The organism is Bacteroidota bacterium, assembly GCA_023957335.1.
In the GTDB taxonomy this organism is placed as follows: domain Bacteria; phylum Bacteroidota; class Bacteroidia; order NS11-12g; family UBA955; genus JALOAG01.
Map to the genome: position 1 here is coordinate 116496 of JAMLHC010000005.1, position 15584 is coordinate 132079.

13 protein-coding genes are annotated in these 15584 nt (G+C 37.9%); 10 read left to right on the plus strand and 3 right to left on the minus strand.

Annotation, left to right across the window (positions count from 1 at the left end; genetic code table 11):
• Complete coding sequence (locus M9892_10310) at positions 1-879, minus strand: hypothetical protein (protein ID MCO5254743.1); 879 nt, start codon at positions 877-879, stop codon at positions 1-3.
• 90 nt (positions 880-969) lie between these two features.
• Between M9892_10310 and ligA the strand changes: the two genes are divergently transcribed.
• Positions 970-3054: an NAD-dependent DNA ligase LigA gene (gene ligA / locus M9892_10315; GenBank protein MCO5254744.1), complete on the plus strand. Its 2085-nt coding sequence runs from the start codon at positions 970-972 to the stop codon at positions 3052-3054.
• Positions 3055-3145: 91 nt separating this feature from the next.
• On the opposite strand, the gene M9892_10320 is transcribed toward ligA, so the two are convergent.
• Entirely contained in the window at positions 3146-4723 is a 1578-nt protein-coding gene (locus M9892_10320; protein ID MCO5254745.1) for a DEAD/DEAH box helicase, read from the minus strand.
• A gap of 195 nt (positions 4724-4918) precedes the next feature.
• On the opposite strand from M9892_10320, the gene M9892_10325 reads away from it, so the two are divergent.
• Both M9892_10325 and M9892_10330 read left to right on the plus strand, forming a co-directional pair.
• Positions 4919-5320 (plus strand): acyl-CoA thioesterase, encoded by a 402-nt coding sequence (locus tag M9892_10325; protein ID MCO5254746.1) that lies wholly within the window; start codon positions 4919-4921, stop codon positions 5318-5320.
• A 143-nt stretch (positions 5321-5463) separates the two neighbouring features.
• Positions 5464-7887: a bifunctional UDP-N-acetylmuramoyl-tripeptide:D-alanyl-D-alanine ligase/alanine racemase gene (locus M9892_10330; protein ID MCO5254747.1), complete on the plus strand. Its 2424-nt coding sequence runs from the start codon at positions 5464-5466 to the stop codon at positions 7885-7887.
• 42 nt (positions 7888-7929) lie between these two features.
• On the opposite strand, the gene M9892_10335 is transcribed toward M9892_10330, so the two are convergent.
• Positions 7930-8661, minus strand: coding sequence for a pirin family protein (locus M9892_10335; protein MCO5254748.1), 732 nt, complete (start codon positions 8659-8661; stop codon positions 7930-7932).
• 135 nt (positions 8662-8796) lie between these two features.
• On the opposite strand from M9892_10335, the gene rmuC reads away from it, so the two are divergent.
• From rmuC to M9892_10370, 7 genes are all read left to right on the plus strand, one after another.
• Positions 8797-10161: a DNA recombination protein RmuC gene (gene rmuC, locus M9892_10340; GenBank protein MCO5254749.1), complete on the plus strand. Its 1365-nt coding sequence runs from the start codon at positions 8797-8799 to the stop codon at positions 10159-10161.
• Positions 10162-10231: 70 nt separating this feature from the next.
• Positions 10232-11092 carry a sulfite exporter TauE/SafE family protein gene (locus M9892_10345; protein MCO5254750.1) on the plus strand — a complete coding sequence of 287 codons (861 nt, stop codon included), beginning with the start codon at positions 10232-10234 and terminating at the stop codon, positions 11090-11092.
• Entirely contained in the window at positions 11085-11477 is a 393-nt protein-coding gene (locus M9892_10350; protein MCO5254751.1) for a DUF1634 domain-containing protein, read from the plus strand. Before M9892_10345 ends, M9892_10350 begins: the two co-directional genes overlap by 8 nt.
• An 84-nt stretch (positions 11478-11561) precedes the next feature.
• Entirely contained in the window at positions 11562-12086 is a 525-nt protein-coding gene (locus M9892_10355; protein ID MCO5254752.1) for a transcriptional repressor, read from the plus strand.
• A gap of 26 nt (positions 12087-12112) precedes the next feature.
• Positions 12113-13384, plus strand: coding sequence for an adenylosuccinate synthase (locus tag M9892_10360; protein ID MCO5254753.1), 1272 nt, complete (start codon positions 12113-12115; stop codon positions 13382-13384).
• Between the two features lie 19 nt (positions 13385-13403).
• Positions 13404-14831, plus strand: coding sequence for a class II fumarate hydratase (fumC, locus tag M9892_10365; protein MCO5254754.1), 1428 nt, complete (start codon positions 13404-13406; stop codon positions 14829-14831).
• Positions 14832-14845: 14 nt separating this feature from the next.
• Positions 14846-15280 (plus strand): DUF4920 domain-containing protein, encoded by a 435-nt coding sequence (locus M9892_10370; GenBank protein ID MCO5254755.1) that lies wholly within the window; start codon positions 14846-14848, stop codon positions 15278-15280.
• The last annotated feature ends 304 nt before the right edge of the window (positions 15281-15584 follow it).

Sequence of the window (15584 nt, forward strand, 5' to 3'; positions counted from 1 at the left end):
TTATTTATCTTTGGTTAAATTTAAATCCAAAATCAAGGAAATATTTATACCCATTCTGCTGAATGGCAGTTGTTCACTTATGCTTTCTGAAGGTTGAGCAGAGTTGAAACCTGTGGGATTAATAACGGGATCATTCTTAACTTTTGATAAGTCTTTGAAATAGATGGTCTCTCTATCTGAAACTGTCGGATAACGTTCTGCCAAATATTGATTTGAACTCGAAGTATAACGTCTAATTTCGGAGCTCTTATATGACATACTCATAAATGTATAAGAGATATCGCCTCTGAGAGCAATGTTTTTTGTGATTTGATAGCTCAGACCTGTTCGAATATTGAAACCGGGAGAAAAATTTGTTTTATAAAGAATACTTGTTTGTTCGCTGAAATCCTTTCGATTGCTAATGAGTTCACCCTTTAATCGGCTCACAAATGGTATTATGAGCATCAAATCAGTATGGAAATCAAATCTTTTGGTTAACTCTCGTTTGAATCCAAATCCTAACAAAGCACACAATTGATAAGCATCCATCATTTGATAACTTATTTGTGCAGAGTCTTTATCCTCAATATAACTGATTTGTTGTCTTTTACCTACTAATCCTGAAAAACCAAGGTTAAGGGTCAAATAAGAAGAATCAAATGTTCTTTTCAGCAGAACTCCATATTCATTTCCGGAGCCAAATCCAATACCCGTTTCTTTGAGAGTGGTTGAACCGTGTTCGATTATAACTTGATTGCTTATATATGACTTATTTGCAGACCAAGAAAAAGCAGTAAAAGGTTCAATTGTTATATTGCGTTGAGCCTGTATGTCATCCGTTGCACACGATGTTATAACCAATAATAAAACAGCAGTTTTGAAGTGACTATGCAACATGTCAAACATTATTGCGAAAGTAGATAAAATCAAACAGAGTATTCATGTAAAAAATTGCATTACCAATATTTACTGTTGTATTTTTGCCCCATGTCCAATCTCTCCGCAGAAGAAAGAATCTCTTTGCTAACCAAGGAATTAAAGGAGTATAATTATTACTATTATATTCTGGCAGAACCACGTATATCTGACTATGAGTTTGACATGAAACTCAAAGAGTTGGAAACCTTAGAAAACCTGTACCCCCAATTTGCACAACCTGATTCCCCTACCAAAAATGTGGGTGGTGGTATCAGCAATGATTTTCCAACTATTAAACATTCGCGACCCATGCTGTCATTGGGTAATACATACAATGCAGAAGAGCTAAAAGATTTTGATAATAGAGTTCAGAAATTGCTCGGAGGAAGTGATTTTATGTATATATGTGAATTGAAAATTGACGGTGTGGCGATTAGCCTTCACTACCAAAATGGAAATATGACACAAGCGGTGACAAGGGGTGATGGCATTCAAGGAGATGATGTAACCGAAAATGTAAAAACCATTCGCTCTCTGGCAACTCGCCTGCATGGCAATTTTCCTAATGAATTAGAAGTTAGGGGCGAAATTTTTATGCATCGCAAAGCCTTTGAAAAACTCAATGAAGCAAGAATCAAAGAAGGGGATGGCGTTTTTGCGAATCCCCGAAACACTACTGCCGGTTCATTAAAATTATTGGATACCAAAGAAGTTGCCAAACGCCCCCTTGATATATACCTTTATCACGTGATTTGTGAAGAAAGAAACTTACATTCACACTTAGAGTCTTTGCTTCAAATCAAAGAATGGGGCTTAAAAATTTCGGAATATACCGAACAGTGCAACAACATTGAAGAAGTGTTAGCATTCATTGCTAAGTGGGAAAGTAAACGCAAGGAGTTAAGTTTTGATATAGATGGTATTGTAATCAAAGTCAATAGTTTTGAACAACAAAATGAATTAGGATTTACGGCTAAAATTCCCCGTTGGGCTATTTCATATAAATATCAAGCAGAAACTGCACTAACTGAATTGCTCAGTGTTGATTTCCAAATAGGTAGGACAGGTGCAGTTACCCCTGTTGCCAATCTTTCTCCCGTTTTCCTTTCCGGCACCACCGTTAAACGTGCTTCTATACATAATGCAAATGAAATTCAACGACTTGACTTGCATTACGGTGACTGGGTGTACGTAGAAAAGGGCGGGGAAATTATTCCCAAAATTACCAAAGTGGAAGTTAGCAAACGTCAAAGTCAAGCCTTGCCGGTTACAATACCTTTGCACTGTCCCGCATGTAACACTATTTTAGTCAGACAAGAGGGCGAAGCAAATCACTATTGCCCAAACGATCTTGGTTGTCCTCCGCAAATCAGAGGCAGGGTTGAACATTTTATCAGTCGAAAAGCTTTGGACATTTTAGGGCTGGGAGAGGAAACTGTTAATTTATTGGTTTCGCAAGGTCTGATTCATACCGTAGCAGACTTGTACAAACTGACTTATAATCAATTGCTTTCATTAGAAAGAATGGCAGATAAATCAGCTCAAAATTTGCTGCAAAGTATTGAGGATTCTAAAAAAGTTCCTTTTGCAAGGGTTCTCTTTGGTTTAGGTATTAGGTTTGTAGGCGAAACAGTAGCTAAAAAACTGGCTTCTGTATTTAAGAACATTGATAATATTGCTGCTGCAACAATAGAAGAATTGAGCAATGTGGACGAAATAGGAGGGGTAATCGCACAATCGATTGTGGATTATTTTGCGAATGAACACAATCGAAATCTAATTACTGAACTAAAAAATGCCGGACTGCAACTAACTGCATCTGAGCAAGAATCTTCATCTCCAAAATCTGATTCATTGGCAGGAAAAATCTTTGTGATTTCGGGTGTTTTCCAAAAATACAGTAGAGACGAACTCAAAGATTTAATAGAAACACACGGAGGGAAAAATGCAAGCAGTGTTAGCTCAAAAACATCCTATTTGCTTGCCGGAGAAGGGATTGGTCCTGCCAAACTCGAAACAGCTAATAGTTTAAACATTTCGATTATCAGTGAAGACGATTTTATTGGAATGATTGCGCAGGATTTAACTGAAAAAAACACATATCCTAAACCTGCTTACCCGCCCTCCAATAATGGACAGCAAAACTTATTTTAGTATTTTGTTCGTATTTATTTAGCGTTATGACCTGATGTTAAATATGGCTCTGCACTATATTTAACTTGCACGAAAACGCAATAGTTTGAAATTAAAAGAAAACTTTCCTTCTATATTTATCGGTTGAACCTGCTTTGGGCTTTTCTTCTTGTCTTTTGCTTGGTTGTTTATCGTATGATGAACCTGCAAATGAAGGTTTTTCAGAATTTTTTCTCTTTCTCTTGTTAGGGTTAGATTGGAATTCGAATTGTTCCGGCTTCTTGGATTCTTTTTCGTTTTTACGCTCTCTATTACGCTCTTGACCTTTGAACGAGTTTTCAGATTTTTTCTTTTTATCCTTTCTTCGGAAGTTGTTTTGTGAGTTGTCAGACTGAGAACTGCGTTCACTTCTAAATTCGTTTCTGTCTTTATTGTTGTTTCGACTGTATGTGCGTTCGCTAAATCGGTTGCTTTTTTTGCGACCGCCTCTGTCATTTCCTCTATCTCTATCTCTGTCTCCTCGTCCTCTACCTCTTTTTTCGTCTTTGCCTTTGTGCATGTCAAACTCAAATTCGGACTGCAAAGGAGATTCTTCAAAAACAATCTGAAGTTCACGGCTGAACATTTTCATGCGTGAGTATTCGGCTGCTGAGAGCAAGGCAATTGAAGTACCTTCATTTCCGGCACGCGCAGTTCTTCCGCTACGGTGGGTATAATATTCCATCTGTTCCGGTAGAGCATAATGAATTACGTGCGACAAGTCTTTTACATCAATACCTCTGGCTGCAACATCTGTAGCAATCAAAAATTGTAATTTTTTAGTTTTAAACCGATTCATGACACGGTCTCTTTGGTTCTGATTTAAGTCGCCATGAATGGCATCAGCCTGATATCCTTCATCAAAGAGTTTGTCTGCTAATTCTTGTGTATCTCTGCGGGTTCTGCAAAAAATTACTGCTCGCATTTCCTTATCTTGCTCAATCACTCTTAATAGTGCATCGAACTTCTGCGATGCTTTTACTCTGATAAATTCGTGTGTTATTGCCGCATTGACCTTTTCTTCACTCTTTACACGCACTTCTTTATAATCGCTCATGTAATTTTCGGCAATATCCTGAATCTCGGGTGGCATTGTAGCAGAGAAAAGCCAGATTTTTTTATACTGTGGAGTTAGTGACAAAATAGTATTGATGTCTTCTTGGAAACCCATGTTCAACATTTCGTCTGCTTCATCAAGTACTACGTATTGGATGTGCTTCAGATTCAATGCATTTCGATTGATTAAATCCAATAGTCTGCCGGGAGTTGCCACTAAAATAGGGGGCTTTTTTCTCAGAAAAAAGATTTGTTTGTCAATGGGTTTGCCGCCATAAACGACTTCCACTCGCATAGATTTGTGAAATGATGAGAATTTCACTAATTGTTCCGCGACTTGTTGCCCTAATTCGCGTGTTGGAGTGATTATTAACGCTTGAATTTCGCGTTTATTTGTATCAATTTTTTCGATTAATGGTAATCCGTATGCAGCTGTTTTTCCCGTACCGGTTTGGGCTAAACCAAGAAAATTGCAATTTTCTTCCAACAATAACGGAATTGCTTTTTCTTGAATTTCTGTAGGAGTGTGAATGTCTAATTGTTTGAGTGCATTGAGTGTCAATTCTGACAACCCAAGCTTTGAGAAATTTTTCAAAATATGTTTTTGGGGATATAAATAAGGGGCGCAAAGGTAATCAATAAAGTGCAATTTTTATTTAATTCTTTTGATGCATGCATTCACTTAGAGGATAGCGCTTTGATTTATGGATTATTACACGAGTAAAAATCCTCTTTATACATGGATTTTAATAAAAAAAGTTCAATTTTGCCTAAATTGATTAGTACTAAAATGAACCTATTTGAAACATTATTTGAGGTTAGAGATTATGAGCTTGACATACAAGGAATTGTAAACAACGCAGTTTATAACAATTATTTTGAACACACACGGCATCTTTATTTGAAGTCATGTGGTTTGGATTTTGCACAAATGCATAGAGAAGGCTTAGATGCCGTAGTTATCAAAATGGAAACGGAGTATAAGTTCCCTTTGCAGAGTGGTTGCCGATTTGTTTGTACTTTGAGAGCAGAAACGGAAGGCAGACTTAAAATTGTTTTCTTTCAAGAAATCTTGTTATTGCCTGAACGTAAATTAATGACCAGCAGCAAGGTAACAGTGGCTTGTGTTAGAAATAACCGCCCTGTAGAACCGGTTGAGATTCGCGAAAAAATGGGACTTAGCATTCTGTAGTGCCCCTCATTTTAATAGTATTTCTAATGAATTCGCTATTTATACTTACTTAAATTGGGTTCAATATCTGTTGTTTTTTAAACCTTTGATATTAGTGTCAAGTCCTTATTTTACGCTTAATTTGCAAGCCAAAACTATCTAAAATGTCATTCTCTTTTTCTGCTCAACAATTAGCTGAAATCACACAAGGAACTTGGTTAGGTGGGGTCTTGCCACCGGAGAATTTGACTTTTGTTTTTACAGACAGTCGCAATTTTGTGAATCGTTCGGGTGGGGTTTTCTTTGCTATCAAAGGTGAAAGATTTGACGGACACCGATTTTGCACGGATTTAGCCGGATTGGGTCAAAAGGTTTTTGTGGTTTCACAAGAGGTAGGTTTGCCCGATAATTGTCATCAATTATTAGTGGATGATACATTAAAAGCATTGCAAGATTTGGCTTCTGCACACAGAAAGTATTTTTCCGGTAAAGTAATCGGAATCACCGGAAGTAATGGCAAAACCATTGTCAAAGAATGGTTGTTTGATTTACTTGGCACAACTTTCAAAACATATAAAAGCCCCAAGAGTTTTAATAGTCAAGTAGGAGTGGCGCTTTCGATTTTGAATGCAGATGATGATTGTGATTATTACATATTTGAAGCAGGTATATCGCAAATAAACGAAATGCAAAAGCTTGAAAAAATGATAAAACCGGAAATAGGTATTTTTACTCATTTAGGCAAAGCGCACAGCGATGGTTTTGCTTCTGATGAAGAAAAATTTTTCGAAAAATGTCGTTTGTTCAAACACACACAGAAAGTTTTCTTCCAAGATAGGATTCAATACATCTCATTATTTCCTTATAAAGGTGAGGTAGTAAGAGTGGGTAATGATTTTAATTCGGAATATCTCTTTGCATTTTATGAAAACACTTTTACGGTTAAAACCCTTACTCAATCATGGAATTTCGAGTTTCATAACAAAGATGATGCGAGCAAAAATAATATGGGCTTAGCCCTGTCTGTTGCGCTTGATACGGGTGTAAGACCGGATTTGATTAAGGATAAAATAGATCGATTGCAAGCGCCTTCAATGCGATTAGAATTAATTGAGGGCAAAAATAATAGCACTATTGTAAACGATACTTGGACTAATGACCCAGATGCCCTGAGTGCAGCGATTGACTTTCTGATGCAACAAAAAAAGCAATCTTTGACTTGTCTGATTCTTTCGGATTACCCTGAAGGTGCCGGAATTGAAGTATATCAAAAAGCGGCAGATTTGATTAACCGGAAGGCGTTGAATATGTTCGTGGGTATAGGGCAAGTTTGGGCAACTAAACAAGAGTTAATTCATACTCCTTACAAGAATTTCTTTCAAAATACAGCGCAGTTCTTTGAAAATATTGAGAGATTGTCATTTGACAATAAAGCCATTCTTATCAAAGGGAGTCGTAGGTTTCGTTTGGAGCAAATTGCCTCGCGTTTGCAACAGAAAACACATAAAACCACACTTGAAATAAATCTGGATAATTTGGCTTATAATTTTCATTTAATCAAGAATCGTTTGCAACCCGACACCAATGTGATGGCAATGGTCAAAGCCTTTGCTTATGGCAGTGGAAATTATGAAGTAGCTAAACTTTTGGAGTATCATCGGGTGGACTATCTAGCTGTTGCATATATTGACGAAGGGATTGCTTTGCGAAATTCGGGGGTTAAAATACCTATTTTGGTGCTTAATCCTGAATTGCAAGATTTGACCAAATACCCAGCATATGAACTGGAACCTGCCATCGGTTCTTTTGCACAGTTAGAGGCGTTTATCCATTCAGGTTTATCCATCAAAGTACATCTTGAACTTGATACAGGAATGCATCGTTTGGGTTTTCAATTATTTGAGAAAGAGGAATTATTGTCATCGCTCAAAACGGCACATTCACTTGTGATACAAGGCATTTTCACCCATTTGGCAGCCTCTGACGAGCAAAATAAAGATGCTCAAACCTATCAGCAAATTGAAGAGTTTAAGGAGTTCAGTCGATTTTTGATGACTCAACTCAACTGCCAACCTATTTTGCATATAAGTAATTCAGCGGGGGCTATCCGATTTGCAGAAGCCGGAGGAAATATGGTGCGCTTGGGCATTTCATTATATGGTATTGACCCGTCAGGAGTCTTGGCTAAAGAATTAAAAACTGTTTTTACATTTAAAACTCATATTACTCAAATCAAAAATATAAGGGCAGGCGAAGGGGTAGGATATGGTTTTCAGAATGTCGAAAATAAGGAACGTAAAATTGCAATCATCGCAGTGGGGTATGCAGATGGATTCAATCGAAAATTTAGCCGCCACAATCATTTTGTACTCATCAATGGACAGAAAGCAGAGATAGTCGGAAATGTTTGTATGGATATGAGCATGGTGGATGTAACTGATATTAAATGTTATGAAGGTGATAGCGTGCTTCTTTTCGGAGAAGAATTACCGATAAATCTATGGGCAGAAAAATTGGATACAATACCTTATGAAGTGCTGACCTCAATCAGCCAAAGGGTAAGAAGAGTTTTTGTGTCAGAAAGCTAAACCGCCAACATACCGCAACGCAACTCAATTCATTCAATGCGTTTATGATTGGGTGTACTGAGGCAGTTCCATCGGTACTTCTATTAATAAAATCTCAGAATGTTCCGTAGCTGTCAGTTCAAATGAACCTGTGTCCCAAATCCCCATACCATCGCGTCTGTTCAAGATTTGATTTTCAATTTTGGCTTGACCTTCTAACACAAATACATAGACTCCATTGCCGGATTTCTTGAGTTTATATTCTTTAGAAATTCCTTTTTCAAAATTTGCCAGATGCATCCATGCATCCTGATGTATCCAAACACCTCCATCACTTGGATTTGGCGAGAGAATCTGCTGAAAATCATTTAGTTTTTTGTTGGCAATGATAGATTTCTGGTCATATCTGGGTTCGACATCACGTTCTCGACTCAAAATCCATAGTTGAAGAAATTTGACTTCTTTGTCGTTATTGGCATTTTTTTCTGAATGAACCATTCCGCTACCTGCGCTCATCACTTGTATTTCTCCTTTGCGAATTATGCCTTCATTGCCCATGCTGTCGCCATGTTGCAAATCCCCTTCCAAAGGAATACTGATAATTTCCATGTTTTTATGCGGATGCTTGCCAAATCCCATTCCTGCTTGTACGGTATCATCATTTAAGACCCTTAATGTGCCAAAATTCATTCTATCTGAATTGTAGTAATTTGCAAAACTAAATGTGTGGTAAGTGTTTAACCAACCGTGATTTGCGTGACCTCTGCTTTCTGCGCTATGATAAATGGTTTTCATATTCTATCAAATTGATACTGCAAAACTATATATAACAATTTCAGCAGACATTGACGTAAGATAAGAAACTAATTTGTGGATTAAAATGTAATCTGTTGATGATTGCTTTTCGCATTAAGATTACCTTTGTGAACTATGATAATATTCTTTTATTTGTTTGTGGGTCTGGCGCTTGGACTTATTATAGGTTGGCTTGTCAAGAGTAAAAACAGTAATAGCTCATCATTAGAATACGATAAACAAATTGCTGCCTTACAGCATGAGAAAATAATGTTGGAAAGCAACCTGAAAATGGGTGCTGAACAAATAGCGGAACTGACACAAAGAACAGCCAAAGACACAGAGCAGATTATTGAACTTAATAGAAGGATTGCCGGCTTAGAGAGCGACAACCGAAACTGGAAAGAAAGGTTGGAACAACATCAACAAGATGCCGAAAAAAATGAGAAAATTCTGAAAGAAAGATTTGAAAACATTGCGAACAAAATTCTCGATGAAAAATCGCAAAAATTCATAGAGACCAATCGTACCAATTTGGATGTTATCCTCAATCCACTTAAAGAAAAGATTACAAATTTTGAACAAAAGGTAGAACAGACCTATACAAACGAAGCCAAAGAACGACATTCCCTTAAAGATGAAGTGAAAAATTTGGTTGAACTCAATACAAAACTTAACACAGAAGCACAAAATCTGACACGTGCGCTCAAAGGCGATAGAAAAAAACAAGGTAATTGGGGTGAACTCATGTTGGATAATATCTTAGAAAGCAGTGGCTTGAGAGAGGGTATGGAATACGAAAAGCAGTATACCACCACCAACGATGAATCTCAAAGAATTTATCCTGATTTTGTGGTAAAACTGCCTGAGCATAAACACTTGATTATTGACTCCAAAGTGTCTTTGGTAGCTTATGAACGCTTTGTAAATACAGAAGATGCAGAAACACAACAAAGTGCTATCAACGAGCATATTATTTCTGTCAAAAACCATGTGCGCGACTTGTCTGACAAGAATTATTTCAAAGCCGGTGGTTTGAACTCACCCGATTTTGTGCTTTTGTTCATGCCAATAGAATCTTCTTTTGCTGCTGCAATAGAAGCCGATGCAGATTTATTCAATTTTGCATGGGAGAAAAAAATTGTGATAGTCAGTCCAAGTACTTTGTTAGCTACACTCAAAACAGTTGCCAGCCTTTGGAGGTTGGAAAAACAAAATTTGAACGCAGCAAAAATTGCATCCGAAGCCGGAGGGCTTTATGATAAGTTCAATGGTTTGGTGGAAGAATTAAAAAAACTTGGCAATCAAATCAATACTGTACAAGGTACTTATAAGGATGCATTTAGTAAATTGTCAACAGGAAACGGCAACTTGGTATCAAAAGTTCATAAGATTAAATTACTTGGAGCCAAAACCTCTAAACAAATCGATCTGAATCTTGTGAACGAAGCGCTGGAAAATGACAAGGAGGAAGAATTTAATGAAGATAATCTATCTTAAAATACAGAAGGTAATCATGTGAATTTGTGGTTAATGTAGGTGTAGAAATTAAAAATGTAGCTTTGTGGCGATGGAGCAACTTGTTTACTCGTTAATGTTGGTCGTGGTATCACTCTTTGCGGGATTGGTAGGCGCATTGACGGGATTAGGCGGAGGGATAATCATTGTTCCGGCACTTACATTGCTCTTTGACGTTCCCATTCCTTACGCCATTGCCACGTCTTTGATTGCTGTTATTAGTACATCCAGTGGTGCCGCCTCTGCCTATGTCAAAGAGGGTTATACAAATCTGCAAGTAGGTATGTTTTTGCAGATTGCTACCTCTCTGGGTGCAGTTTTGGGTGCAGTTGTTATTCTGTGGATGAATGTCCCTACTGATTTATTAGGAATTGTTTTTGGTTTGGTACTGATTGTAACAGCCATTCTGACAATGCAAGCCAAAGCAGACCATAGGGAAGCAGTTGTACGAGGCTCATTATCCGAAAAATTACAACTCTATGGAGCATTTCCCGTCAATGGTGTCCAAGAAAAATATGGCTCAGCCAACCCCATACTCGGCTCTGTTGTTATGTCTGTTGCAGGCTTCTTGTCCGGATTGTTGGGAGTGGGCGGTGGCGTCTTTAAGGTGCTGGCTATGGACAATGTGATGCGATTGCCTTTCAAGGTGTCCACAACAACCAGTAATTTTATGATTGGTGTAACCGCTGTTTCAAGTGCTATTATCTATCTTGCCAATGGATATGTTGTACCATTGTTAGCAGCACCGGTGTTGATTGGTATTATTATAGGCTCATTTCTGGGAGCTAAAATTTTAAATAAAATTAATGTGAAACTGCTTAAGCAAATCTTTGCCGTCATTGTGGTAGTTATCGCACTCTACATGATTTATAATGGGTTGACAGGTAATTTTAGTTCAAAACATCATGCTTAAAATATCAAATTCGGAAAACGAAACTAAGCATATTCAGAAATTAATCGGGAATACGCTACGTCTGGGTGTCTGGGTATCATTTTGTTTGTCAATATTGGGCGTTTTGTTGTCTTTTTTGAAAATCCCTAACTCGCCAGAAACGCAACAAATATTTACAGAAAACCCTGCTAAATTTTCGTTCACAGAGTTGCTTTCAGGGCTTATTTGCCTTGATGCAAGCCATATTGCGATGTGTGGAGTAATTGTTATGCTGTTAACTCCATTATTGCGAGTTATCTTTCTTTTGTTTGCGTATCAAAAACAGAAAAATTCAATGTATGAAGTCATTTCTTACATCGTCTTGGTCATAATTCTTTTAAGCGTTGTGATTGGGGTGGTAAAGTAACTTGAATATCGGACTGTTTTAGACCAATTTGTGCGTAACATGTACACTATTCTCAGCCTAAAATAATCTAACTTTGCCCTCATTATGCCTGATGCTAAAACAGTCACAAAAAATATCATAGAGCTCAAGGAAACGGTTCGCAAGATTTTTACTGAGTTTCTTGAAGAAAATGGACATCGTAAGACTCCGGAACGCTATGCTATTCTTGATGAAATTTATTCAAAGAGAGAGCATTTTGACGTTGATACACTTTATATTCAAATGAAAAACCGCAAATACAGAGTGAGCCGTGCAACAGTTTATAATACCTTGGATTTGTTGTTAGAAGCAGGATTGGTTAAAAGACATCAGTTCGGACAAAATCTTGCTATGTATGAGCAAGCTTATGGCTCCATGCAACATGACCATTTAATTTGTGTGGCATGCAGCAAAGTGTTTGAGTTTTGCGACCCGCGCATTCAGTTGATTAAAAATACGATGGGAGAAATGCTTAACTTTCAGGTTAAACATCACAGTTTACATTTGTTTGGAAACCCTCCATTAGATGAAAAATCTGTTTGTCAAAATTGCAAAAAAGTGGTTTCACCGGATATGCAAGATTCTAATTAAATAATTCAAAAATACGATACAGCGAAATGATAGATGTAGTTTTAGGTTTGCAGTGGGGAGATGAAGGAAAAGGCAAGATTGCGGATTTTCTTACTCCGAGATATGATTTGGTGGCAAGATTTCAGGGAGGTCCCAATGCAGGACACAGCCTTGCTTTTAATGATAAAAAAGTAGTTTTGAATACAATTCCTTCAGGAATATTTCATGAAACTTGTCTCAACGTGATTGGAAATGGCGTGGTGGTTGACCCCGTACGCATCAAAGAAGAAATTGCCAGAGTTCAAGAAATGGGAGGAGAGCCTATAAAAAATCTTGTTTTTAGTAGAAAAGCAACGATTATTCTGCCCACACATAGAGTCTTAGACGCTGCTTCTGAATTTGCCAGAGGAGAAGAAAAAATCGGTTCTACGCTACGTGGAATCACCCCCGCATACCGTGACAAAATCGGTAGGACAGCTTTGTTCTTGGGCGAAATATTCTCAGATAAGTTTATCCAGCACTATGAAGAACTCAAAAGGACACACCTGAAATATATAGGATACTACGGATATAAAGACTTTGACTTGGCTGTATTAGAAAAAGAATTCTTTGCTGCCATTGAGTTTCTCAAAGATTTTAAATTTGATGATACCGAATATCTGGTGAATGAATCTTGTGCTGCCGGCAAAAAGGTTCTGGCTGAAGGTGCACAAGGTTCTATGTTGGATATTGATTTCGGCTCTTACCCCTTTGTAACTTCTTCCAATACTATTTCGGGAGGTGTTTGCAACGGACTTGGTGTTGCACCCAATAAAGTACACAATGTATCAGGCATTTTTAAAGCATACTGTACCAGAGTAGGCAGTGGTCCTTTTCCCACAGAGTTAGACAATGAAATAGGAGAGACCTTGCGTAAAAATGGATTTGAGTTTGGGGCAACTACGGGCCGCCCCAGACGCTGTGGTTGGCTTGATTTGGTGGCGCTCAAATATGCAATCATGTTAAGCGGGGTAAACAAACTGATAATGATGAAAGCAGATGTGTTATCAGGTATGGAAACGCTCAATGTATGTACACATTACATCATTGATGGCAAAAGAACTGATAGATTCCCGACTAATCTGTGCAATGCAAAGGTAGAACCGGTTTATAAAGAGTTTAAAGGTTGGAAAGAAGACATTAGTATTTGCAAAACTGTGGATGAACTTCCACAAACATTTAGGGATTATATTCAATTTATTGAAACTTTTACGGGAGTGAAAGTCCATATCATTTCCGTTGGACCTGATAGAGAGCAAACAATTTTAAATCACAATTAAGCAATAATATTTAAAAGATATGACAGACAGCAATTTCAGAATAGAAAAAGACAGCATGGGCGAAGTAAAAGTTCCTGCTAATGTGTATTGGGGAGCACAAACAGAGCGTTCATTTGAGAATTTCAAAATTGGCGGACAGAGACACAAGATGCCCATTGAGATTATTCGTGCTTTTGCCTATCTAAAAAAGGCAGCAGCATTGACAAACTGTGAACTTGGTGTGCTGAGCCAAGAAAAATGCGATCTCATTGGGCAGGTTTGTGATGAAATACTTGCGGGTAAATTAGATGACCAGTTTCCGCTTGTGATTTGGCAAACCGGCTCAGGAACTCAGTCCAATATGAATGTAAACGAAGTAATTGCCAACCGAGGTCACGTTATAAAAGGCGGAAAACTGACTGACGAAAAGAAATTTTTACATCCCAATGACGATGTAAATAAATCTCAAAGTTCAAATGATACCTATCCAACAGCCATGTCCATCGCGGTATATAAACAAGTGATTGATTATACACTGCCCGGAATGCAGGCATTGAAAACAACCATTAAGCATAAAGCAAGAGAGTTTGCCAATGTGATTAAAAACGGTCGTACCCACATGATGGATGCAACGCCAATTACAGTAGGACAAGAATTCTCCGGTTATAGACAGCAATTAGAAAACGGATTAAAATCAATTGAATTTACGCTCAAAGGAGTGGCGGAAATTGCCTTAGGAGGAACTGCGGTGGGAACCGGTATTAATACTCCCAAAGGATACACAAACCTTGTTGCAAAACATATTGCCAATTTGACGGATATGCCTATCATTACTGCACCTAACAAGTTTGAAGCCTTGTCCGCACATGATGCAATGGTGGATTTACATGGCGCATTAAAACGGGTAGCTGTTTCTTGTATGAAAATTGCCAACGATATTCGCTTGTCCAGCTCAGGTCCCAGAAGTGGAATAGGAGAGTTGTTCATTCCGGAAAATGAACCAGGGTCTTCTATTATGCCGGGAAAAGTTAATCCTACTCAGGTTGAAGCATTGACAATGGTATGTGCACAAATCATGGGCAACGATGTTGCTGTTTCAGTTGCCGGTTCAAACGGACAATTTCAGTTGAATGTATTCAAACCCGTGATTGCGGTTAATCTACTTGATTCTGCCAGACTTTTGGGAGAGGCTTGCTTGTCATTCAACAACCATTGTATGGTGGGCGTAGAACCCAACTATACTGAAATTAAGCATAAACTTGAAAATTCACTTATGTTGGTAACAGCTCTTAATACCCATATAGGATATGATAATGCTGCCAAAATTGCTAAAAAGGCACATGCTGAAAATACCACTTTGCGCAAAGCTGCAATTGAGCTTGGATTACTTACAAATGAGCAGTTTGATGAATGGGTTCGTCCTGAAAATATGATTGGGAATGTAAATGATTCAATTAAATTTGACTAATCAAAATGAATAATATGAAATACTGGAAAATTTTAACTTTAGTGACAGTTTTGGCTGCAATTGTTTCTTGTAATCAAAAGAAAGGACAGGGCGTTTATGGTGAAAAATTTGAGATAAACAATCCGCTTACGGTAGATGATTTGTTGGCAAAAATGGAAGGAAAAGATGTCATTGAAGCACAAGTGAAAGGTGTGATTACCGGAGTTTGTAAGAGTGAAGGTTGTTGGATTACTTTCACCACAAAAGATGGAGAAGCATTTTATATTAATACCAAGGATAAAGCATTCAGCCTTCCCCCTGAAGTTGTCGGAAAAACTGCTATTGCAAAAGGAAGTGCACTTTCTATCGAAAAACAAAAACAGATAGAAATAGAAGCAGGGGAAGACCCTGATGATTTGGATTGGATTGATGCTGTAAGCTTTAGCGCAGACGGAATTATTGTACAATAGGAATTAAAAAAGAGGAGAAGGGTGGTTTTACTAAAGAATTGCTCACTTTCCTCTTTGATTATTGTTTGTACTCAACAAACCTTCTGTCATGCTGAGTGTTTTTGTAGCTCCGAACAAAAACGTATCGAAGCATGCTGAGTTTAATTTCAAAAGACCATTATCGTCCTCCTTAGGTCACCCTTCTAAGCACTCGCCCCAAGCGCGCATCATCGCTGCGAGCACTCAGGATGACAGTGTGTTTCTGTCATGCTGAGTGTTTTTGTAGCTCCGAACAAAAACTAATCGAAGCATGCTGAGTTTAATT